Here is a 22,332-nt window from a genome sequence, read left to right as displayed (position 1 = left end):
TGCCAAGGAACAGGCGCGTGACGGCTCCCGGCCGCCCCCGGTTCCGCAGCACCGCAGTTCCCGCAGCACCGAGGACCCTGATTCGCCTGGTCCGGAAGGATTTCCATGTCTGAGAACCATGATGCAATCGTCGTAGACGCGAAGTCGGAGGGCGAGGGCGGCGGCTGCCCGGTCGCCCACGGCCGCGCCCCGCACCCCACCCAGGGCGGCGGAAACCGCGAGTGGTGGCCCGAGCGGCTCAACCTGAAGATCCTCGCCAAGAACCCCGCCGTGGCCAACCCGCTCGGTGAGGAGTTCGACTACGCCGAGGCGTTCAAGGCCCTCGACCTCCCGGCCGTCAAGCAGGACATCGCCGGGGTGCTCACCACCTCGCAGGACTGGTGGCCCGCCGACTTCGGTCACTACGGGCCGTTCATCATCCGTATGGCGTGGCACAGCGCGGGCACGTACCGCATCAGCGACGGCCGCGGCGGCGCCGGTGCCGGCCAGCAGCGCTTCGCGCCCCTCAACAGCTGGCCCGACAACGGCAACCTGGACAAGGCCCGCCGCCTGCTCTGGCCGGTGAAGAAGAAGTACGGGCAGAGCCTGTCCTGGGCCGACCTGATGATCCTCGCCGGCAATGTCGCCCTGGAGACCATGGGCTTCGAGACGTTCGGCTTCGCCGGCGGTCGCGCGGACGTGTGGGAGCCCGAGGAGGACGTGTACTGGGGTCCCGAGAAGACGTGGCTCGGCGACGAGCGCTACACGGGCGACCGCAACCTGGAGAGCCCGCTCGGCGCCGTCCAGATGGGCCTCATCTACGTCAACCCCGAGGGCCCCAACGGCAGCCCCGACCCGCTCGCCTCCGCGCGCGACATCCGTGAGACGTTCCGCCGCATGGCGATGAACGACGAGGAGACCGTCGCCCTCGTCGCGGGCGGCCACACCTTCGGCAAGACCCACGGCGCGGGCCCGGCGGACAGCGTCGGCGCCGACCCCGAGGCCGCCCCGATCGAGCAGCAGGGCTTCGGCTGGAAGAACAGCCACGGCACCGGCAAGGGCGGCGACACCATCACCAGCGGCCTTGAGGGCATCTGGACGAACACCCCCATCACCTGGGACAACAGCTTCTTCGAGATCCTCTTCGGCTACGAGTGGGAGCTGTTCAAGAGCCCCGCGGGCGCCAACCAGTGGCGGCCGAAGGACGGCGCCGGGGCCGGCACCGTACCGGACGCCCACGACTCCTCGAAGACGCACGCCCCGACGATGCTCACGACCGACCTCGCGCTGCGCGTCGACCCGTCGTACGAGGAGATCTCGCGCCGCTTCCTCGCCCACCCCGACCAGTTCGCGGACGCCTTCGCCCGCGCCTGGTACAAGCTGACCCACCGCGACATGGGCCCGATCGTGCGCTACCTCGGTTCCGAGGTGCCGTCCGAGACGCTGGTGTGGCAGGACCCGCTGCCGGCCGTCACGCACGAGCTCGTCGACGCCGAGGACGTCGCCTCCCTCAAGGAGCAGGTCCTGGCTTCCGGTCTGTCGGTGTCGCAGCTCGTGTCCACGGCGTGGGCCTCGGTCTCGTCGTTCCGCGGCAGCGACAAGCGCGGCGGCGCCAACGGCGCCCGTGTCCGCCTCGAACCGCAGAACGGCTGGGAGGTCAACGACCCCGACCGCCTCGCGGTGGCGCTGCGGACGCTCGAAGGCATCCAGGAGTCCTTCAACTCCTCCCCGAACGGCGGCAAGCGCGTCTCGTTCGCCGACCTGATCGTGCTTGCGGGTGCCGCGGGTGTCGAGAAGGCCGCCGAGGCGGCGGGCTTCGACATCGAGGTGCCCTTCACGCCGGGCCGCGCCGACGCGACGCAGGAGCAGACGGACGTCGAGTCCTTCGCCGCGCTGGAGCCGGTCGCGGACGGCTTCCGCAACTACCTCGGCAAGGGCCACCGGCTGCCCGCCGAGTACCTGCTGATCGACCGCGCCAACCTGCTGACCCTGAGCGCCCCCGAGCTGACGGTGCTCGTGGGTGGTCTGCGCGTCCTCGGCGCGAACTACCAGGAGTCGTCGCTGGGCGTCCTCACCGACACCCCCGGCACGCTGACCAACGACTTCTTCGTCAACCTGCTCGACCTGGGTACGACGTGGACGGCGACCTCCGAGGACGCGAACACCTTCGAGGCCCGTGACACCGCCACCGGCGACGTCAAGTGGACCGGCAGCCGCGCCGACCTGGTCTTCGGCTCGAACTCCGAGCTGCGCGCGGTCGCGGAGGTCTACGCGAGCGACGACGCGAAGGAGAAGTTCGTGAAGGACTTCGTCGCGGCGTGGACCAAGGTCTCCAACCTCGACCGGTTCGACCTCGTCTGACCGTTTCGGTGGTCAGGTCGGTCTGATCGGTCTCATCGGTCCGGCCGGTCTCATCGGTCCGGCCGCCGGTCTGATCGGTCCGGTCGGCCTGATCAGACCGGCTGGTCCGGTCGGCCTGATCAGTCCGGCTGGTCCGGCTGGTCCGGTCAAGGTGTCCGACGGCGACGGCCGGGTTCCCCGTGTACGCGGGCGGGCCCGGCCGTCGTCGTGCGTGGGCCGCCCGGCGAGGTACGTGGTCAGTTCCCGTACGTGTCCTTCCAGCGTCTGCGGTGGACGCGGTCGCCCTGGCCCGTGCCGTTCAGCGGGAGCAGTGCCTGGAGCCGGGTGCCGGTGTTCCACTGGCCCAGCAGGTCGCGGTGGACGGCGAGGATGCCGTGCCGGACGGCGAGGTCCAGGGCGGCCTTGCTGAACGGGCAGGTCGCCGCGAACACCGCCACGTCCGCCTCGTGGTGGAGCCAGGCCGTGCCGACGAACTTCTGCATGTCGCCGCTGGGCACATACCGGTGCGGGGCGTAGTGCTTGCACTGCACGACCAGCCGCCGGCCGTCGGGCAGGAAGCCGGTCACGTCCGCGCCGAGGTCGCCGGACCGGCCGCTGACCTCGACGTCCGTGCAGCCGTCGCGGCGGCAGAGGTCCGCCACGTACCGCTCGAACTCCTGCCAGCTCATCGCGTCCACCTCGGCCAGTGACCGGTGGCCGGCCCGGATCGTGTCCTGTTCCCGCCAGTTCCTGTCCCGGTGACGCACCAGCCGGTCGGTCCGCCACAGCCACCACCCCAGGGCGCCGGCACCGCCGGCCACGGCGAGACCGAGGAGATACGGCCACAGTTCCGACCAGAACGTCGTCAGTACGAGCAGCGCGACGACCCCGCCGCCCAACAGCCCGTCGCGCCGCGCCTCGTACCGCCTCCGCGCGGCCGACCCGCGTCCACGTCCCGACCGGCGCCCCCGCCCCGGCCCCCGTCCCGGCCCGCGCCCGCGCCCCGGCGCCCGCCCCCGTCCCTTCGCCATACGCTCTCGCTCCCCCAACGCCCTTGTCCGGCGGGCCCCTTCGGGTTTCCGGCCCGAGGCAGTCTGACCGGGGGCAGGACACGGCGAAAGGGGCCCCTCTCGGTCAACCGGCGAGCTCGCTCACCCGCTCCCCACGGGCGCGCCTCCCACCGACGCGTCGTGGACGTCCCGCCGCGCACCGCCCGCCCGGCGCTCGCCGGCCAGCGTCTCGCGCAGGAGGCGGGCGAAGGCGGCCGGTTGTTTCGCGTAGCCGACGTGGCCGCCGGGGAACAGGACCAGCTCCTTCCCGAGGCGCTCGGCCAGGGCGACGGCCGGGCGGTGGACGTCGTGGGTACGGGAGTCCTGGCCGCCCGCCACCGTCAGCCGCCCGGTCAGCGGGGCGAGCGCCGCGAGGTCGGGGACATGGCGGGTGAACGGTCGCATCACATGGGCGAGGAAGAAGTCGGTGTTGTCGTTCGCCTCGGGCAGCACCGGTGCGGGACGGCCGCCGAAGACCGCGCTGAACTGCTCCGTCGCGGCGGGGATTCCCTCACGGCGGTACGTGGCGTGGACGGCGTCCACGAAGGCCAGCCGCTCCGCCGCGTCCGGCAGGAGCGCGAAGGCGGGCGGTTCGTGCACGACCAGCGCGGAGATCCGCTCTCGCAGGCGGGAGCCCGCACACGAACAGGAGCGGGCACCGGAACACGAACAAGAACCGGAACAAGAACAGGAGTGGGAACAGGAGTGGGAGCGGGTCGCGAGGTGGAGCGCGATGAGGCCGCCCGAGCAGCTGCCGAAGATCCGCACCGGTTCGTCGGGGGCGGCCACCCGGGCCAGCAGCCGTGCCGCGTCGTCCGCGTGGACCTCGACGCGCTGGTCGACCGGCGGGCCGACGAGCGGGCTGCGGGAGTTGCCGCGCGGGTCGAAGGTGAGCACCCGGTGGTCGACGGCGAGTCGGGCGGCGAGGCTCCCGAAGACGGCGGCGTCGGAGTTGCCGCCGCCGATGAGCAACAGGAGCGGCCCGCTGCCGCGTACCTCGTAGTGCAGGAGCGCGCCGGGCACCGCCAAGGTCCCGGTCTCGGCCACCGGTCCGGTGCCGGTGCCGGTTCCCGTCCCGGCCCGAAGCTCCGGGTCCGGCTCGGGCTCGGGCCCGGGCCCGGGAACGCCGCCAGGCTCCGGCCCGCCGCCGGGCCCACTCCCCAACTCGGTCCCAGGCTCATTCCCAGGCTCGCTCCCCGGCTCAGTACGCGTCTCGGCAAGGGTCGTCACAGTGTTCATCGCGCTCCAGAACATGATCAGCCGTCGTGACCTGAAGTTACCCGATTTCACTCAGAGTAGTCATCCCCGTATCGTGTCCGCGTACTCGACCGCGCTGATCCGATCCCCAGGGGGGCCGACATGTCAGTCAACACCGGTGCGGCCAGACCGCGTCTTCTGCTCAACGCCCAGCCCTTCGGCTTCGGGCCACCCGCCGCGACAGCCGCGCTGGCCCATGAACTGGCCCCCTACTGCGACGAGTTGGCCTACTTCGGAGGCGGTCACACACTGGACCTCCAGCACCGGCCCCCGTATCACTCGGTGTACGGGACCACCGGCCTGTCCGACGACGAACGGCTGGCGTCCCTGCGGCGGTTGGCGCCCCGCTACGACCTGTTCGTCACGGCCATGGACTTCCCCGAGGCCACGCTGGCGCGCCGGGCCGGGCTGGACGTGGCGGTGTACGACGCCCTCACCTGGTTCTGGCCCGAGATCCCGGCGGTGGCCGGGGACGCCGCGCTGTACGTCGCGCAGGACTTCTTCGGCGTACGGGAGCGGATCGCGGCGGACCCGGCCCTGCGGCGCAGCACCGTCGTCGTACCGCCGATCATCCCGCTCCTGCCGCCCCGGCAGCTCTGGTGGCCGGAGACGACGACGGCGGGGTCCGGGCGGCACGTCCTGCTCAACCTGGGCGGTCTCCAACACCCGTACTGGACAACGTCCGACGCCGCCGCCTACGCCCGGCTGATGCTGCACGCCGTACGGGCCGCGCAGCCCGCCGGGCGGCCGGTCGTCGTCACGACGAGCCGCGCGGTCGCGGAGGCGCTCGGCGACCCCGCCGTCCGTACCGGCGACCGCGACACCGTGCTCGACCTGATGAGCGGCGCCGCGTACGCGTGCATGACACCGGGGCTCGGCAACATCTACGACGCGGCGGCGACCGGCGTACCGACGCTGTGGCTGCCGTCCGCCAACGAGACCCACCACCTCCAGGCCCGGCTGCTCGCCGCCCACGGCTACTGCGACGCGCACGTGGACTGGGCGGACATCGGCGGGCCCGTGGAGGATACGACCCTCGGTCACGACGCTCCGTCGCCCGCCGCCCCGGAGGCGCTGACCAGGGAAATCGTGGACCGGGTGCGTCAACTCACCTGCGATTCAGAGCTGTTGGCCGTACGGGAGCGGCTGACGGACCAGGTCGCCAAGTCGGCGGCCGGGCTCGGCCTGGTGTCCGGCCGGGCGGGGGCGCTGACGGAGCGGTTCGGCCACAGCGGAGTGCGGGAGGCGGCGAAGGCGCTGGTGCGGTGGGCCGGGGACAACTCGCACCGCCTCCCGCCACGCTGAGCGACGACCGTCCGCACCAAGGCCACAGGCCCGCGTAGCCCCGAGCCCGCAGTCGCGCGCCCAACCGGCCCCAAGCCCCCTGCCCCCCGGCCACTCTCCCCCGAGGAGGTCGCCGCGCCGCCTGCCGTACGTGAGGATGGCCGGACGACGCGCGTGCGGGCGGCGGAAGGGGAGCTGGGACATCGTGCTGTTACGGCAGTTGGAGTATCTGGTCGCACTCGCCCGCGAGCGGCACTTCGCGCGGGCCGCCGACGCCTGCTACGTGTCCCAGCCGTCGCTCTCCGCCGCGATACGCAAACTGGAGCACGAACTGGGCGTGCCCGTCGTACGGCGCGGCCGGCGGTTCGAGGGGCTGACGCCCGAGGGTGAACGGGTATTGCTCTGGGCGCACCGCATCCTGGCCGAACGCGACGCGCTGCACCACGAGTTGTCGGTCATGCGCGGCGGGCTCACCGGCACGCTCCGGCTGGGCGCCATTCCCACCGCGCTGACCGCCGCCTCCCTGCTGACCAGCCCGTTCTGCGAGGAACACCCCCTGGTGCGGGTCTCGTTGGAGTCGCTGTCGTCGCGCGACATCACCCGGCGGCTGACCTCCTTCGAACTGGACATCGCGCTCACCTATCTGGACGACGAAAGCCTGCGCCAGGTGCGGCGCACCCCTCTGTACGAGGAGAGGTATCTGCTGCTCACCCCGCACGACAGCCCGCTCGCCGGGCGGCGGACGGTGCGCTGGGCCGAGATCTCCGGGCTGGCGCTCTGTCTGCTGTCCCAGCAGATGCGCAACCGCCGGATCATGGACGAGTACTTCGCGGCGGAAGGCGTGAGCGTCACGCCCGCCATCGAGACCGACACCGTCGCGGGCCTCTACACGCACATGGCGGTGGGCCGCTGGTCGAGCGTCATCTCGCACGCGTGGCTGCACATGTTCGGCGTCCCCGCCACGATGCGTGTGGTCCCGCTGGAGCACCCGGCGCACGGACCGCGCGTGGGTCTGGTCATCGCCGACCGCAGCCCCGAACCGGTCCTGGCGAAGGCCCTGTTGGAGACCGCGCGACGGGTGAGCGTACGGGAGGTCCTGGCCGGCCTCCTCGACACGCACCTGCGCCCCGTTCCTGCGGAGGGGGACGAGCCGTCCCCGCCCGCGGAGGGGGACGAGCCGTCCGGGCAACAGGACCGGCCCGTACGGGAAGACGCATCCGTACGAGGGCGGGATCTGTCCGTACGAGAGCGGGAAGCGTCCGTACGAGAGCCGGAACCGTCCGGGCCACCAGGCCGGTCCGAATCGTCCGGGCATCCGCCGGGCACCGGATCGCCGTCCGACCCCGGGCGATAGCCGGTGCCTATCCCGGCATAGAGAAGATCACTTTGACCAGGGACAACGCCTGCGACGACCGTAGGAGCCACCTTCCGAAGCACTTCGCAGCAACGGACGAGGAGCCGCAACGTCATGGCCAAGATCCTGTGTGTCCTGTACGACGACCCGACCGACGGCCAGCCCACCACGTACGCCCGCGACGACCTCCCGGTCATCGACCACTACCCGGGCGGCCAGACCACGCCCACCCCCGAGGGCACCGACTTCACCCCCGGCCATCTGCTGGGCAGCGTCTCCGGTGAACTCGGCCTGCGTACCTTCCTGGAGAGCCGCGGCCACACCCTCGTCGTCACCTCCGACAAGGAAGGCGCGGGGTCGGTCTTCGACCGCGAACTGGTGGACGCGGACATCGTCATCTCGCAGCCGTTCTGGCCCGCGTATCTGACGGCCGAGCGCATCGCCACCGCGAAGAACCTGAAGCTCGCCGTCACCGCGGGCATCGGCTCGGACCACGTCGACCTGGACGCGGCCATCGAGCACGGCGTCACCGTCGCCGAGGTCACGTTCTGCAACAGCATCAGCGTCGCCGAGCACGTCGTGATGACGATCCTCGGCCTCGTACGGAACTTCATCCCCGCGCACCAGATCGTGCTCGACGGCGGCTGGAACATCGCGGACGCGGTCTCGCGCTCGTACGACCTCGAAGGCATGAAGGTCGGCACGGTCGCCGCCGGGCGCATCGGGCTCGCCGTGCTCCGCCGCCTCGCGCCGTTCGACGTCGAGCTGCACTACACCGACCGGCACCGGCTGCCGGAGTCGGTCGAGCAGGAGCTGAACCTGATCTGGCACGAGTCGACCGCCGCGATGGTCCCGCACGTCGACGTCGTCACCATCAACGCGCCGCTGCACCCCGAGACCGAGGGCCTGTTCGACGACAAGCTCCTCGGCACCATGAAGCGGGGCGCGTACCTCATCAACACCGCCCGCGCGAAGATCGTCGACCGTGACGCGGTCGACCGGGCGCTGCGCAGCGGCCAGCTCGCGGGCTACGGCGGCGACGTCTGGTACCCGCAGCCCGCGCCGGCCGACCACCCGTGGCGCACCATGCCGCACCACGCGATGACGCCGCACATCTCGGGCTCGTCGCTCTCGGCGCAGGCGCGGTACGCGGCCGGTACCCGGGAGATCCTGGAGTCGTTCTTCGCCGGGAACCCGATCCGTGACGAGTACCTGATCGTCGAGGGTGGCGCGCTCGCCGGTACGGGAGCGCACTCGTACTCCACCAAGGAGAGCTGACCTCCGGTCGGCCTTCCGCGCCGCTCGTCCGGTCCTGCCTCGTCCTGCCTCGTCCGGTCCCGTCCTGTCCCGTCCTCCGCTTCGTGCCGAGGGCGGGACGGGTTCGTTCCGGCCGAGGGCGGGACGGGCTCGGTCGTACCGAAGGCGGTCAGGTACTGCGTGGACGCGGCTCAGGCCCCCACCTCGAACGACCGCAGCCACAGCTCCAGCGTCAGGACCAGCCACAACTTGCCTCCCTGGCGCGGCAGCAGCGTCCCCTCCCGCCGTAGCCAGGACCGGATGGTGTCCTCGCGGAAGAGTCCCCGCGCGCGTGCGGACCGGCCGAGGAGCAGGTCGTGGCCCAGGTCGCGCAGGGGTCCGTCCAGCCACTGCTGCACCGGCACCCGCATACCGCTCTTGGGGCGGTCCACGATCGTCGCCGGCAGCAGGTCGCGTACCGCCTCCTTGAGAATCCACTTCTCAGTCGTCCCGTGGAGCTTCAGCCGGGGCGGCACCCGGAACGCGTGGTCGACGACCGCCCGGTCGAACAGCGGGGCGCGGCCCTCCAGTCCCTGCGAGGCGGTGACGCGCTCCACCTTCGTGAGGATGTGGTGGGCGCCCTTGGTACGGAGGTTGGTGTGCAGCAACTGGTTGAGCAGGCTGGTCATCTGACCTTGCGTCAGATATGGCGCCAGCAGATCCGTCACCGGCGGGGCGTCCGCCAGTTCGGCCAGGACGCCGGGGGTGAGCAGCGTGGGCAGGTCGGCGTGGCACTTGCGGTACGAGTCGACGTAGGCCCGCGCCCGTGAGTCCACGCCCGGTTCGTCGCGGTGCAGTTCGTGGATCAGCATCGGCAGGTTCTTGGGGCCGCCGAAGACCGGGTCGCCGCCCTCCCCGTTGAGCACCACGCTCATGCCGTCCGCAGCGACGGCCTCGGCGAGCATCAGGTTGGGCACGGTCAGCGGGTCGCCGACCGGGCTGTCCAGCAGTGCGACGGTCTCGGGCAGCCGGGCCGCGACCGCCTCGCCGGGCACGGTGAGGACCTGGTGCTCGGTGTGGCAGTGGGCGGCGACCAGTCCGGAGTAGGCGAGTTCGTTGGGGGCGTCGCCGCCGAAGCTGATGGAGTACGACCGGACGGAGTGGTCGTGCAGTTTCGCGGCGAGCGCGGTGACGAGGCTGCTGTCCACCCCGCCGGAGAGCAGCACGCCGGCGGGTTCGGCGGTCGGCAGCCGGCGGGCGGTGGCGGACTCCAGCAACTCGCGCAGTTCTCGGGCGTGTTCGGCGGCCGGGCGCTCGTCGATCGCCTCGGCCGGCTCCCAGTACGTCTCCTCCACCGTGGAACCGTCCGGCTTCAGCCGTACGCACCGGCCCGGCAGCACCTCGTGGATCCCGCGCAACAGGGTGTCCCTGCCGGGGAGATACGCGAACGTGAGGAAGGACCGGACGGCCGGCAGATGCAGTCCGGTGTCCAGCGCGGGCCATCGCTGGAGCGCCCGCAGGGAGGTGGCCGCCGCCCAGGCGGTCCGGCCGCCCGTGCCGGTACGCGCGTGGAAGAGGGTGCGGGCGCCCATGTGGTCCCGTACGAGGACGAGTTCGTCGCGTTCGGCGATGGCCAGGGCGAACATGCCGTCGGCGGCGGCCAGTCCGGCGGCGCCGAACCTGACGTAGACGCGCAGCAGCAGTTCGCCGTCCGGGCAGTCACGGGGGTCCCCGGAGCCGCCCGGGGCACCGTCCGCGCCGAGCCGGGCGCGCAGTTCGGGCGCGTTGTGGAGGGTGACCTCGCCGATCGCGTACACGTCGCCCACCCGGTACGGCCCCGAGGCGGCGCCGGGCCCGTCGAGCAGCCCGAAGGCGTGGCCGCCGCCCTCCCGGGTCCGTACGGGACGGCCGCCCATGGCAGCCACCTGCCCGGCCGGGTCGTCGGCGGTCAGACTCGCGCACCAGCGGGACATCGCGTATCCCCTTTCTTCTCGCTCTTCCGCCACCGGGTGCGGGACAGGGCCTACGGCGTGCGGCGTGCGGCGTGCGGCGTGCGGCGTGCGGCGTGCGGCGTGCGGCGTGCCGCTTGTGGCGTGCCGCGTGCCGCGTGTGGCTTGTGGCGTGTGGCATGCCGCTTGTGGCTCGTGGCTTGTGGCTTGTGGCTTGTGGCTTGTGGCTTGTGGCTTGTGGCTTGTGGCGAGCGTCCCGCCCGGCGCGTGACGCCCGGTGCCCTTTCGCTCAGCCGAAGTCGTCGTCGCCACCGCCGGGGTCGTTGCCCCAGTCGCCGTAGCCGTCGCCGCCGCCGTCGGCGCTCCCGCCGCCGCTGCCGCCGTCGCCCGACGAGGTGGCCTCGGCCTGCCTGCGCAGTTCTTCCTCCTCCTCGAAGGAGAGGACGTCGGGCGGCATCGCCACCGACCCGATGACGACCCCGGCCGTCACCGCGCCCAGCACGGCGCCCAGCCGGCCGCCGAACGACGTCCGGTTGACCGTCAGCACGCCGTCGCTCCACTGCGTCCGGCCGTAGCCGCCCTCGCGGCCGTAGATCGTCCGGCGCCCGTCGTCGAACACGCGCTTGACGATCCGGCGCCCGAGCAGTTCGTCGGTGCCGGTGCGGCCCTGTTCGTCACGCCAGCGGACGACCCGGCGGTGCGGGCCGCCGCCCACGCCGCGCCACTCCTGGCGGCCGTCCGAGTAGCGCCGGTGGACGGAGTGGTCGGCGAGGAGCTCGTCGGTGTAGGTGATCTCCCGCCTCTGCGGCTGCGGCACTGCGGTTCCTCTCATCCGGTGGGCCAGGTCAGGAAACCGGCCCGGCGTGCCTCGCGGAGTTCGGCCAACGGCGAGCGGGGCGGGCGGACTTCCCGTACGAGGCGGTGCACCGTACGGATCAGCGACGCCGGATTCACGGCGGCCAGTTCCACGAATCTGCCACGCCGCAGCCAGTCGCGCTCCCGGCGGCCGAGCGCGAACCCGAGCCCGAGCCCCGGTCCGGCATCCGCTCCGGCGCCTCGTCCGGCACCGGGGCCCGCCTCCGAACCCGCGCCGGGCCCCTTGCCGGGGCTCTTGCCGGGGCTCTTGCCGGGGCTCTTGCCGGGAGCCGTTCCGCCGACGACGACCGGCGCCGGGCCTTCGACGGGCACGGCGGCGTACGCCCACCCCCGGCCGTGCACCAGATGGAGCGCGCCCGCCTGCCGGGGCCGCAGCCCCAGCGGGACGACGCGCACCCCGTCCGGCACGTCGACGGTCCCGGCGAACCGGGCGGGGAAGGTGAGCCCCCGCGCGCTCGCGTCGTGCAGCAGATAGACCGTCGCCCGTTCCGCCCGTGCCAGCATCCGCAACACCCCCTGTTCGAGAGGGAGTTCGGCGACCCCGTACACCGGGCACGCCGACTCCGTCGGCACCCCGTTGGCGCGGAGCATGCCGGCGATGTCGTCGGACTCGCAGACCAGCAGCCTCGGCAGGCCGTAGTCGAACAGGTCCGGCTCCGGGGTGTGCCGCCCCGCCGCCTCCCGGGGTCCCGGCACGACGGGCGGCAGCAGACCGGCCACCGTCCCGGGCCCGAGACGCGACAGCGCGGCCCGGTACGCGGGGTAGCTCAGCGGGGGCGGCGAGGTGAACCGCGTCCGCCGGGGCGCCCGGTGCCACGGCTGGAGCACCCGGCACACCTCGTAGTACAACTGACGTTCGGTGAAGCGCAGTCCGCCCGGTGCCGCGGCCCTCTCGGCCGCCGTCCGCAGGACGCGGTCCAGCACCGCCCGCCGTACCGGCCCGGCGGGCCGCCCCGGCTCCTCGTGTCCCGTCCCCGTCATCCCCCGTGCCCCCTCATGACGCCGTGCGCTCATGACGCCGTCGGCCAGGTGAGGAAGCCGACCTGCTGGGCCCGGCCCCGGTCCGGGTCGGCGATCCCCTCGGCCCGGTCCACGGCCCGGTCGAGCACCGCCAGCAGTTTCGCCGGCGGTACGGCGGCTATCGGCGACCACCAGCCCCGGGACAGCCAGTCGGCCTCCGCCTCGGTCAGCGCCGACGCCGTACGGATCGCTTCCAGGTCGCCCGCGACCAGCGGCTTGCGCAGCCGCAGCGCGGTCGTCCGGTCCATCACCGTGCGCGGCAGCATCCCGGCGACCACGACCCGGCCGCCGAGCGCGGACCTGGCCGCGGAGGCGAAGGCCAGACCCGCCGGGCTGGCGTCGTGGAGGACGATGCCCACCGGGGCCGGTTCCCCGGCCGTGCCGGTGGATATGGTGCCGAGCTGGTCCACCGACTGGGCCAGCGCGAGCGGATGGCGCCGGTGGGCGCCGTTCAGGGCGAGGAAGGCCAGCACCGTACGGTCCGGGCAGAGCAGCACCAGCTTCGGCGGCCGTCCGTCGGGGCCGATCGGGAACCGCAGGCCGCTCTCGTCCGTCAGTCCCGGCGGCGGGGCGCCGTACACCCTGGTCCAGCGGTCGATGACCGAGGTACGGAAGTGCTCGAACGCCATCGGCACCCTCACCGTGCCGGTCCACTTCGCGCGGCGGGCGGCGCGGACGGTCATCCGGAGGAGCAACGCCGTGAGGAGCACGGCGCCGACGAGGACGAACACCATGATGGCCGGATCGAAGCGGGTCACGGCGATGATCACCAGGGAGACCGCCGAGATCACCGCCGTCAGGAAGGCGCCGACGCAGCCGTACGACGTGCCCTTGACGGGGGTGCGGTTGCGCGCCGCCGCGTACCAGAGCTGGACGGGCGTGTAGCGCAGGCCCTCGCCGTTGCCGAGTTTCCAGATGAGCTTGCGCATCCGGACGTCGTGCAGGCGGAGCGGGTTGTCCTTCGGTTCGAGGGCGAACGCCCGCTTGCACTTCGGGCAGGTGCCTCGGACCCGCTCCCGGTGGAGAAGGTTTTTCTCACAGTGCGGGCAGATCACGACGGCCCCCTCCAACTGCCCCGACAAGCGCGTGGTTTCGTTGAGTCAACCGCACAGATCCTAGACGACGGAGCTTGATTCGGATGGACAATTCGCATACACGAATGAAACACGAGGCGAACGACGAGAACGAGGTCCATGACGTCGCCGAATTCACGGACGCGGCGAGAAATGTCGTCACGCCCGTCCTCCAACTTCCCGAAGAAATCGCCCTGGCCGTGGTGGACGCCTTCACCAAGGTCGTACGGGACGCGAAGAGAAGCGAATCGGCGACCACCCGGGACAAGGACGGGATAAGCCGGTTCCAGACCTTCGAGGAGGGCGACGTCTATATGCTCGAAGCGCCCTTCGACGATTTCTTCGCCGACCGCTATCTGATGGATTTCTACAATGTCGAGGAGCGCGGCGTCTGTTCCCGTATGCATATGCACACGGGTCTGCGATTCGTGCGGATGATGACCGGGCCGGACACCCGGATCCGGGTCAGCAGCCTCTCCCCGTTCGAGATCGCCGGTGTCGCCGGGGTGACGCCTTTCTCCCTGCGCGCGTTCGAGGACGTGCTGCCGGACACCCCGCCGGGGGTGGAGCGGACCCGGTACAACGTGGTCGTGCCGCCGTGCTCCTTCGTGGACATGCAGATCCCGCGCGGGGTGAGCCATCAGTTCAACGCCGTCGGCGAGCACGCCGTCATCGATTCCGTCCACCCCGAGGAGTCCGTGGAGACCTTCCGCGAGAAGATGTCCGGCTTCAAGATGATGGCGCAGACGATATTTCTCGCGGACGAGCTTCCCGCGTCGGACACCTGCGCGGATCTCCCCTCGGGACCTGCCTGACCCCTCCTGACCTGGCGGATCTCGTAGGGTCCGCCGGACCTGCGTGCCCCGGCCGGCCGCGTGTGATCCGCCGGACCCGCCGCCGGCCCGTTCCGTACGCGCCCGCCCCGGGGGCGCCCCCGGCCGGTGCCCCGCCCGCGCCCGCCACCCCCCCCCGTACCGTCACCCGCCCGCAGGCGTCATCCGCCCCTGCTCCGGAGCCGACCGGGTGATTCGCGAAAAAGTTTCACGCGAGCCGTCGTGAACTGTCGAGAACCCGCCACCCGCTCCGACGTCCCCTGTGAACGTTGCCCATGAGGGGCGACAGCAAGCCACACCGAGGAGTGACGTCATGAAGTATCTGGTGATGGTCCAGGGTTCGCAGGCCGACTACGACGCCATGAGCGGCAAGGCGTCCGAGCACAGCGCGGCCTGGAGCGAGAAGGACCTGACGGCGATGTTCGCCTTCATGGGAGAGATCAACAACGATCTGGCCGATTCCGGCGAGCTGGTCGACGCCAACGGTCTGGGCGCACCGTCCCAGACCCGCCTCGTCAGCGCGGGCAAGGACGGAAAGCCGGTGATCACGGACGGGCCGTACGGCGAGACGAAGGAGCTGCTGGCCGGCTACTGGGTGCTCGACTGCGCGAGCCTGGAACGGGTCACGGAGATCGCCGCGCGCGTCGCGGCCTGCCCGCAGCCCGAGGGGGTGCCGTCCTACCCGGTCGTCATCCGGCCCATCCCGGACGGTCCCGGGTCCGAGGGCTGACGCCAACGGTCCGGGGTCCGAGGACCGACACCCACGGTCCGGGGTCCGAGGACCGACACCCACGGTCCGGGGTCCGAGGACCGACACCCACGGTCCGGGGTCCGAGGACCGACACCCACGGTCCGGGGTCCGAGGACCGACACCCACGGTCCGGGGTCCGAGGACCGACGCCTGGCGCGCGCCGTGCGCGGCCCGCCCGCCACGGGGTGTAATGCGCGGTGTGGACGACGCGACGAAGGACGACCGTACGGGCACCACCCCGATCGAGGACCTGCTGCGCGAGCACGCGCCGCAGGTCCTCGGCGCGCTCGTGCGGCGCTACGGCCACTTCGACCTCGCCGAGGACGCCGTCCAGGAAGCCCTCGTCGCCGCCGCCCAGCAGTGGCCGGCCGACGGCCCGCCCGACAACCCGCGCGGCTGGCTCATCAGAACGGCCTCCCGCCGGCTCGTCGACCAGTTCCGCAGCGAGGAGGCCCGCCGCAGGCGCGAGGAGAACGCCGCCGCGCTCACCCCCAGGGACGCGTTCACCGCACCCGCGCCCGGCGAGAGCCGCGCCCCCTCGGAGGACGACACCCTCACCCTGCTCTTCCTCTGCTGCCATCCGGAACTGCCCGCCGCCGGCCGGACCGCCCTCACGCTGCGCGCGGTCGGCGGTCTGACCACCGCCGAGATCGCCCGCGCGCATCTGATGGCCGAGGCGACGATGGCGCAGCGCATCAGCAGGGCCAAGCAGAAGATCAGGGGACTGCCCTTCCGGCAGCCCGGCCCCGAGGACCGCGACCGCCGACTCGCCACCGTGCTCCAGGTGCTCTATCTGATCTTCAACGAGGGCTATACGGCGACGTCCGGCAGTGAACTGCACCGCGCGGACCTCGCGTACGAGGCGATCCGGCTGACCCGAGCGGTACGGCGGCTGCTGCCGGCGGACGGCGCCGTGACGGGCCTGCTCGCCCTGATGCTGCTCACGGAGGCGCGGAGCGCGGCCCGTACGGGACCGCACGGCGAACTCGTCCCGCTGGACGAGCAGGACCGGACCCGCTGGGACCGCGCCGCGATCGAGGAGGGTACGGCGCTGGTCGAGGAGGCGCTGTCCCAAGGACCCGCCGGTCCCTACCAGTTGCAGGCCGCGATCGCCGCGCTGCACGACGAGGCGGCGGACACCGACAGCACCGACTGGCTCCAGATCGTGGCCCTGTACGACGAGTTGCTGCGCCGCGCCCCCGGCCCGGAGCCGATGGCGGAACTCAGCCGGGCGGTGGCGGTGGCGATGGCACACGGCCCGGAGGCCGGGCTCGCGGAACTCGCCGGTCTGGAGAAGGAGTTGGCGGGCCACCACCGGCTCGACGCGGTGCGGGCCCATCTGCTGGAGCGGGCGGGGGACCGGGAAGGCGCCCTGGCCGCGTACCGTTCGGCGGCCGAGCGCACCCTCAGCGTCCCGGAGACCCGCTATCTGATGATGCGCGCGGCCCGCCTCCAATCCTGAGCCGCGCTCCACCTACCGGCGTACCGCCCTGCCCGCCCCGCCCTGCCCGCCCCCGCGCTACAACGGCTCCCCCAGCGGCCCGTGCTCCGCCACCAACTCCCTGGCCCAGTGCGCCGCGAAGTCCGGCTGCGTACCGTCGACGTCCGTGAAGCCGTACTCCTGATACAGCCCCCACGTCGCCAGCGCCCGGCCCGACTTGGCCATGACGTCAGGATCGGCGGCCAGCGCGGCGACCGCACGCCCCAGATACGCCGGGCTCTCGGAGTGGGCGAAGTGCGGGTCCTGGGCGATCGCGTCGCGCCAGTTGGCCTCGGTGACCCCGAAGCCGTCCAGCATCGCCTCGGACCGCAGAAAGCCCGGGGTGATCGCGACGGCCGCGACGCCGTACGGTCTCAACTCGGCTGCCTGCGCCACCGCGAGGCGGATCACCGAGGACTTCACCAGGTCGTAGAAGACACTGCCCCGATAGCGGGCGGTGTTCCCGTCCGTCACCTCCACGACCAGCCCGCTACGGCGGGCGACCAGCAGCGGCAGCGCGTAACGGCTCGTGATCACATGCGTGTCGACCGCCTGCCGCAGCAACCGGAAACCCGCGTCCAGGTCCTGCTCCCACAGCGGGGACTCCCAGTCGGTCAGCGGATCGCCGCCCCACACGGAGTTCACGAGGACGTCCAGCCGCCCGTCCTGCTCGGCGGCGATCCGCTCGACCAGCGCGCGTACCTCGTCCGGACGGCTGTGATCGGCCCGGACGGCGATCCCCCGCCCACCCGCCCCGGTGACCAGCTCCGCCGTACCCTCGATGGTCTCGGGCCGGTCCAGCCCGGAACGCCCGGCGGCGCTGCTGCGCCCGCTGACATACACGGTCGCCCCGGCCGCCCCGAGCTCGACCGCGACCCCGCGCCCACCCCCACGGGTCCCCCCGGCGACGAGCGCCACCCTGCCTGCCAGCGGACGCGACTCCACGACCCACCTCCACGTGAATTCAACGAGCGTCGGTCAACAATCGCCGCTCACCACACCTCAGCCACCGACCGGCACCGGCTCGACACCCTGCCGGTCCACCTGCGCCCGCCGCACGGGCCGCCGTTCGAGCGGCGCGACCACACTGGCACAGAAGCGGTCCACGGCGTCGTCGACACTGCGGATGAAACCGGACTCGGCGGTGCCCCGCGTGTTGCCCATGCTCTTGAAAAGGGACAGCCGGAAGCCGCTGATCACGATGTCGCTCCGGGCCTCGCCCCTGGGCAGCAGATCACCCGGCTCGGGCCGCAGCCGCTCCAGGGTGCCGCGCGGTCCGTCGCCGTCTCCGCCCGGTCCTCCGGACAGCAGCGTCTGCACGTGAAGATCCGCGGGTGCGTCGGCGAGTTGCCTGATCAGGCGCTTGACGGAGACCAGCGGGGAGCCGTGATCGGGGGCCGGCAGATCGATCGACGTGCGCAATTTTCCGGTCCGCAGATCGGCGGTGAGCGCGAGAATGCCGGGTGTGCCCTCGATGCGCAGCTCCGCGGTCAACCGGCCCTCGTGACAGAGCAGATCGGCCTGCGCGGCACGCACGGCCCCGGAGTCGGAGGTACGCCTCACCCGCCGCACCGGCAGCACCTTCTGTCCCAGCTCGCCACCCAGGCGCAGACACACCTGGCGTACGAGACGCTCCCAGCTCTCCACGACGTCGACGGCGCGCGGATCGCCCTGGCAGAGCGTCTCGTCGTCGATGCTCCTGCGCACCGGTACCCACGCGGGCCCCATGTTCTGGAAGCCGTGGCAGCCGGAGTTCTCGTGCTGGAGGTAGTGGAGCAGTTCCTGCAACAGCCAGGCGTGTGCGGCGTTGCCGACGCCTTCGTGGCGGATCAGCATCTGTGCCTGGTGGGCGACCTCGGCCCAGGAGAGGTGCCGGAGAACGACCTTGTGCTTGCGGCGGCCGTCGACACGGACGTCGACGAGCGGACTGCCTTCCAGGGCAACGTCGTTGCAGAGGGTGATGACCGCCTCGTAGCCGCGCCGGGCGGCGATGTCCATGTAGTCCTGGACCTGTTGCGTCTTGAGCGGATTGCCGTTGGTCTTCGTCTCGACCAGCGCGGTCCACAGCTTGCCGGCCCGTTCGACGCGTATGACCCCGTCGGGGCGCTTCGGCGACTCGCCGTGCGGCAGGGACACTTCGGTGAAGGTCTCCATCCGGCCGACCGGTGCGCCGAAGGGGGCGGTGAGCCGGCGCCCGAACTCGGGAACCTGGGTCATCACCGACAGCAGGACCGAAGTCGCCCGCGTCTCACGTTCCCGGTCGTTCTTGAGCGACGGTACCGGGAAGAGCCGGGCCGCTCGCCACGAGTCGTTCTCGGCGAGGGACTTCTTTGCGACCTTCGGGAGGGTCACCCTTTTCTTGACCGTGCGCGGCCGTCGTACGGACGGCGCCTCGGCGGATGGCGCGGTGGCGGGAGCGGTGGCGGGCCGGTGCTCCGTCGTACCCGGCGGCGTCGCCTCACGCGGCACCTGGGCCGGAACGGTGGCCGACACGGGGGCGGGCGCGCCGGTGGAGGCCGCCGCCAGGACGCTGTCCGCCGAGAGAGGTACGGGGGCGATCGTGGCGCTCCCCGGAGCGGTGTCACCAGCCGCCCCGGCCGCGTTCGTCGTACGGGCCGCCCGCGTGCCCGTGGCACTCTCCGCACCGGCCGTCCCGGCATCACCCGGGTCCGCGTCGGCGTTCCGGTCCGCCTCCGGCTCGGTTCCCTGCTCCGGCGCGGAGCCCGCCTCGGATTCCGGCGCGGACTCCGGTTCCTGCTCAGGCTCCTGCTCGGCGTCGTCCACGTCGATACCGAAGTCCGTGGCGAGCCCGGCAAGACCCGTCTCGTAGCCCTGCCCGACCGCCCGGAACTTCCATTCGGCGCCCCGCCGGTAGAACTCGCCGAAGACGAAGGCGCTCTCCGCGCCCGCGTCGTCGATGGAGAATCCGAGCAGGTCCTCGCCGGCGCCGTCGGCGACCGTCAGCCGTAAGTCGTGCAGGTCCCCGAACCGGCCGTTCTCGTACCGGCTCGCCGCCACGACGACGCGCTCGACGTCCGGCGCCACCGTGTGCAGGTCCAGGCTGATCCGGTCCTCACTGCCGCTGTCCGTGGGTGTCTTCCCCAGGAGTTGCACACTGCCGTCGGCGGCCACCGGGTTGTTGTAGAAGAGGAAGTCGGCGTCGCCGCGCACCTTCCCCCGGTCGCCGAGCAGCAGCACGGAGACATCCGCGTCCCCGTCGCCCTCCTCGCTGCTCCAACTCAGCCCCACCCGGACGGACTCGGCGTTCTCGCTCAGGGCCGCCAGGCCGGTGTTGGCTCCCTTGACCATTTCGTACACGCGCTCCACCCCCACAAAACGCACCGGACATCCACGGCGCGAGGAGTGCACCTTAGCGCCCGAAGTAATCACTTCGCGGCCCGCTTGCGGCAATTGGAACAGCCATTCGGATACGTGCTCCCGGACCCCCGCCCGACGGCTCCGGGAGCACCTGCGGGAGGGTCAGGAGAACACCCCCAGCCCCTGGAGCGAGGGGGACGCCGGGGAGCGGGGAGGGAAGCGGGTGGTTGACGTGCCGAGGCCCGTGGGGGTCGGGGGGAGCCAGCGGGTGAGGCCCGCGCGGTCGTGGAGGAGGTCCTCCTCCTTGTAGCGGTGGCAGCCGTGGTGCCAGGTCAGGATGCCCGAGAGCCAGTTCTCCAGCTCCTTCACATAGCCGTCGAGGACCGCGCGTACCTCCGGGTCGAGGCCGAAGTCGTCGTACAGGACCGGGAGTTCGTTGGCCGCCACGTGCTGGAACTGGCGCATGCGGCCCTTCATCAGGTCGTGGACGATCCCGACCGCCGTCGGGTAGTCGCAGTCGAAGAAGGACTGCACGACGAGGACGCCGTTGTGGACCTCGCCCTCGTACTCGATCTCCTTCTGGTACGAGAAGAGGTCGTTCATCAGACAGGCGTAGTCCTGGGCGGCGTTCTCCAGGGAGCGCATCGGGCCGCTGCGGTAGATCTCCGGGGGGACCGTCCGGCCGAGGCCGATGCGGCACAGGCTCATCGTCATGTTGGAGCCGAAGGTCCGGCGGCGCATCTCGATGTAGTCGACGGGGTCCGGGACGCGATTCTGGATCTGGTTGGCCAGCTCCCAGACCCAGCTCGCCGTCATCTCCTCGACGGCCTCGCGGAAGGTCCGGCGGGCGTCCGGGTCCATCGGGCCCGCCGTGCGGACCCACAGATCGGCCAGGCCGCGCTCCAGCGCGCTGTGCGGGGGCGGCGTCTCCAGTGTCTCGACCGGCATGAAGAGCGACAGCCGCTCGTTGCAGACCTTCGCGGCGGCCAGGTTGCGGGTCTGGCCGTAGACGACGGGGAACAGGTCGTCGCCGTACGTCCCCCAGGCCAGCCAGTCCGACGTCAGGTCGAGCCCGTCCCGGGTGGCGTCGGGGTGGATGCCGGCGGCGCAGAGGGGGAGGTCGATGCGGCGGATGCGCTCCTCGTCCCAGATGTCCGAGCCCGGGATGCCCGGCTCGCCCGCCAGGATGCCCATCCGGTGCGCCCACTCCACGACATGCTCGCGCGACGCCTCCAGATGAGGGCTGAGCGTCGCCTCGAACGGCATCTCGAACTCGGGCAGGATCGAGGGGCCCACCCGTTGGTACGGCACGTGGCTGTGGCCCCGGGTCCTCGCGGCGGCGCCGTGGCTGAGGCCCTTCAGGCAGGTGGAGGCCGCCGTCCAGCGCCCGACCGGTGTCAGCGAGAACAGCGGGCCCGCCGTCTCGCCCAGGGGCGCGCCGCCGCCCTCCTCCGCCCCGTTCATGTACCGGCTGGAGCGCATGTGCCACTCGTGGCCGCCGGACTGCCAGTCCTGGAGGCCCTTCACATACGCCAGGGTCCCCGCCGCCGCTGCCGGGTCGGTGCCGTTCTCCACGAAGAGCGGCCCCAGCTCGGTCAGGGCCGTGTTCTCGAACTGGTGGAGCCGTGACGTCAGCAGATCGTTGACCGCGTCGGCCGCCTCCTGCGTCGTGCAGCCCAGGAACGTCTCCAGGACGAGCACGCCGTTGCTCAGCTCGCCCTCCTCCTCGATCTCCCGCTGGTACGAGAAGAGGTCGTTGCGCAGATGGACCCCGTCGGAGAACGTGTCCCGCAGGACCCGCATCGGCCGGGACTCGGCGATCCCGGCCGGCACCTCCGCCCCCGCCGCGTACTCGATGAGTCCGGCCGACCACGGCGCGCCGCCGACCTTGCGGCGCATCTCGATGTACTCGACGGGATTGGCGATCCGCCCGGCGTTGATGTTGGCGAGCTCCCAGAGGGACTCGTACAGCAGATTCTCCGTGCTCTCGGCGAATCGCGCCCGCCAGTCCAGGGACATCGACGGCACCGTCCGCGTCCACAGGTCCGCGAGACCGGCCTCCACCGGATTCGTCGGCTCGGGGAATCCCGCCGCCAGATCCATCGGCATGAAGGCGGCGAGCCGGTCGAGGTACGCCTTGCCGCCCTCGCGGTCCTGGGTCCTCTTGAAGATCTCCAGGAAGTGGTCGTCGAAGAAGAAGACCCACACGTACCAGTCCGTGACCAGCGACAACTGCGGTGCCGTGCAGTCGGGATGGGTGTACGCGCACAGCAGCGCGTAGTCGTGGGCGTCGAGATCGCGCAGCTCCCAGATCCCGGAGCCCTCCAGCATCCCCATGTCCCGCGCCCACGTCCGGGAGTGCTCCCTGGCCTCCTCCAGGTGGGGATTGAGACGCGCCGGATACGGCATGTAGAAATCCGGCAGTTCGAAGGGCTGAGTCACTGGTGCGCGGCCTTTCCAGGGGGTTTCCGGGGCATTCCTGCGGTGTCCGGCGGCTGTCCGGTTCCAGCTCTACCCCACTCCCCGTACCGCC

The 22,332-nt window shown here is 71.8% G+C and carries 15 protein-coding genes and 1 pseudogene; 7 read left to right on the top strand and 9 right to left on the bottom strand.

What is annotated here, in order from left to right; genetic code table 11:
• Positions 1–105: 105 nt before the first annotated feature.
• Entirely contained in the window at positions 106–2,340 is a 2,235-nt protein-coding gene (gene katG, locus OG875_RS16210) for a catalase/peroxidase HPI (RefSeq protein ID WP_330174946.1), read from the top strand.
• Between the two features lie 236 nt (positions 2,341–2,576).
• On the opposite strand, the gene OG875_RS16205 is transcribed toward katG, so the two are convergent.
• Positions 2,577–3,350, bottom strand: a complete 774-nt coding sequence (locus OG875_RS16205; RefSeq protein ID WP_443079122.1) for a restriction endonuclease — start codon at positions 3,348–3,350, stop codon at positions 2,577–2,579.
• Positions 3,351–3,470: 120 nt separating this feature from the next.
• Positions 3,471–4,415, bottom strand: a complete 945-nt coding sequence (locus OG875_RS16200; protein ID WP_330174945.1) for an alpha/beta fold hydrolase — start codon at positions 4,413–4,415, stop codon at positions 3,471–3,473.
• Between the two features lie 312 nt (positions 4,416–4,727).
• Here OG875_RS16200 and OG875_RS16195 point away from each other — a divergent pair, with 312 nt between their 5' ends.
• From OG875_RS16195 to OG875_RS16185, 3 genes and pseudogenes are all read left to right on the top strand, one after another.
• Positions 4,728–5,930 (top strand): hypothetical protein, encoded by a 1,203-nt coding sequence (locus OG875_RS16195; RefSeq protein ID WP_330174944.1) that lies wholly within the window; start codon positions 4,728–4,730, stop codon positions 5,928–5,930.
• A 184-nt stretch (positions 5,931–6,114) separates the two neighbouring features.
• A pseudogene (locus OG875_RS16190) lies at positions 6,115–7,032 on the top strand (LysR family transcriptional regulator); the annotation flags it as partial.
• A gap of 345 nt (positions 7,033–7,377) precedes the next feature.
• A complete protein-coding gene (locus tag OG875_RS16185) occupies positions 7,378–8,541 on the top strand; it encodes an NAD-dependent formate dehydrogenase (protein ID WP_330174943.1) in 1,164 nt (387 codons plus the stop codon).
• 170 nt (positions 8,542–8,711) lie between these two features.
• Here OG875_RS16185 and OG875_RS16180 read toward each other — a convergent pair whose 3' ends face one another.
• The 4 genes from OG875_RS16180 to OG875_RS16165 all read right to left on the bottom strand — a co-directional run bounded on the left by OG875_RS16180 (position 8,712) and on the right by OG875_RS16165 (position 13,399).
• A complete protein-coding gene (locus OG875_RS16180; RefSeq protein WP_330174942.1) occupies positions 8,712–10,472 on the bottom strand; it encodes an asparagine synthetase B family protein in 1,761 nt (586 codons plus the stop codon).
• Between the two features lie 265 nt (positions 10,473–10,737).
• The gene (locus OG875_RS16175) at positions 10,738–11,265 is read right to left on the bottom strand and encodes a hypothetical protein (RefSeq protein ID WP_330174941.1); all 528 of its coding nucleotides are present in this window, start codon (positions 11,263–11,265) and stop codon (positions 10,738–10,740) included.
• Positions 11,266–11,276: 11 nt separating this feature from the next.
• Complete coding sequence (locus tag OG875_RS16170) at positions 11,277–12,305, bottom strand: hypothetical protein (RefSeq protein ID WP_330174940.1); 1,029 nt, start codon at positions 12,303–12,305, stop codon at positions 11,277–11,279.
• Positions 12,306–12,334: 29 nt separating this feature from the next.
• On the bottom strand, positions 12,335–13,399 hold the full coding sequence (locus OG875_RS16165; protein WP_330174939.1) for a hypothetical protein: 1,065 nt from the start codon (positions 13,397–13,399) through the stop codon (positions 12,335–12,337).
• Between the two features lie 104 nt (positions 13,400–13,503).
• On the opposite strand from OG875_RS16165, the gene OG875_RS16160 reads away from it, so the two are divergent.
• The 3 genes from OG875_RS16160 (at position 13,504) to OG875_RS16150 (ending at position 16,463) form a co-directional block, all read left to right on the top strand.
• Positions 13,504–14,232: a hypothetical protein gene (locus OG875_RS16160; RefSeq protein WP_330174938.1), complete on the top strand. Its 729-nt coding sequence runs from the start codon at positions 13,504–13,506 to the stop codon at positions 14,230–14,232.
• Positions 14,233–14,563: 331 nt separating this feature from the next.
• Positions 14,564–14,980, top strand: coding sequence for a YciI family protein (locus OG875_RS16155; protein WP_330174937.1), 417 nt, complete (start codon positions 14,564–14,566; stop codon positions 14,978–14,980).
• A gap of 211 nt (positions 14,981–15,191) precedes the next feature.
• Positions 15,192–16,463, top strand: coding sequence for an RNA polymerase sigma factor (locus OG875_RS16150; protein ID WP_443079121.1), 1,272 nt, complete (start codon positions 15,192–15,194; stop codon positions 16,461–16,463).
• 57 nt (positions 16,464–16,520) lie between these two features.
• Here OG875_RS16150 and OG875_RS16145 read toward each other — a convergent pair whose 3' ends face one another.
• From OG875_RS16145 to OG875_RS16135, 3 genes are all read right to left on the bottom strand, one after another.
• The gene (locus tag OG875_RS16145) at positions 16,521–17,426 is read right to left on the bottom strand and encodes an SDR family oxidoreductase (protein WP_330174935.1); all 906 of its coding nucleotides are present in this window, start codon (positions 17,424–17,426) and stop codon (positions 16,521–16,523) included.
• A 57-nt stretch (positions 17,427–17,483) separates the two neighbouring features.
• A complete protein-coding gene (locus OG875_RS16140) occupies positions 17,484–19,790 on the bottom strand; it encodes a TerD family protein (protein ID WP_330177762.1) in 2,307 nt (768 codons plus the stop codon).
• A gap of 171 nt (positions 19,791–19,961) precedes the next feature.
• Positions 19,962–22,241: a terpene synthase family protein gene (locus OG875_RS16135; protein ID WP_330174934.1), complete on the bottom strand. Its 2,280-nt coding sequence runs from the start codon at positions 22,239–22,241 to the stop codon at positions 19,962–19,964.
• Positions 22,242–22,332 lie beyond the last annotated feature (91 nt).

The organism is Streptomyces sp. NBC_01498, assembly GCF_036327775.1.
Classification (GTDB): Bacteria; Actinomycetota; Actinomycetes; order Streptomycetales; family Streptomycetaceae; genus Streptomyces.
Note: the sequence above shows the minus strand (reverse complement) of the source record. Positions and strands in the feature narration are given on the sequence as shown.

What these genes read in the sequence shown, in the direction of transcription:
- katG (WP_330174946.1), top strand. Translation starts at nt 106, where the DNA reads ATGTCTGAGAACCATGATGCAATCGTCGTAGACGCGAAGTCGGAGGGC.
- OG875_RS16205 (WP_443079122.1), bottom strand. Translation starts at nt 3,350, where the DNA reads ATGGCGAAGGGACGGGGGCGGGCGCCGGGGCGCGGGCGCGGGCCGGGA.
- OG875_RS16195 (WP_330174944.1), top strand. Translation starts at nt 4,728, where the DNA reads ATGTCAGTCAACACCGGTGCGGCCAGACCGCGTCTTCTGCTCAACGCC.
- OG875_RS16185 (WP_330174943.1), top strand. Translation starts at nt 7,378, where the DNA reads ATGGCCAAGATCCTGTGTGTCCTGTACGACGACCCGACCGACGGCCAG.
- OG875_RS16180 (WP_330174942.1), bottom strand. Translation starts at nt 10,472, where the DNA reads ATGTCCCGCTGGTGCGCGAGTCTGACCGCCGACGACCCGGCCGGGCAG.
- OG875_RS16170 (WP_330174940.1), bottom strand. Translation starts at nt 12,305, where the DNA reads ATGACGGGGACGGGACACGAGGAGCCGGGGCGGCCCGCCGGGCCGGTA.
- OG875_RS16160 (WP_330174938.1), top strand. Translation starts at nt 13,504, where the DNA reads ATGAAACACGAGGCGAACGACGAGAACGAGGTCCATGACGTCGCCGAA.
- OG875_RS16155 (WP_330174937.1), top strand. Translation starts at nt 14,564, where the DNA reads ATGAAGTATCTGGTGATGGTCCAGGGTTCGCAGGCCGACTACGACGCC.
- OG875_RS16150 (WP_443079121.1), top strand. Translation starts at nt 15,192, where the DNA reads ATGCGCGGTGTGGACGACGCGACGAAGGACGACCGTACGGGCACCACC.
- OG875_RS16140 (WP_330177762.1), bottom strand. Translation starts at nt 19,790, where the DNA reads ATGGTCAAGGGAGCCAACACCGGCCTGGCGGCCCTGAGCGAGAACGCC.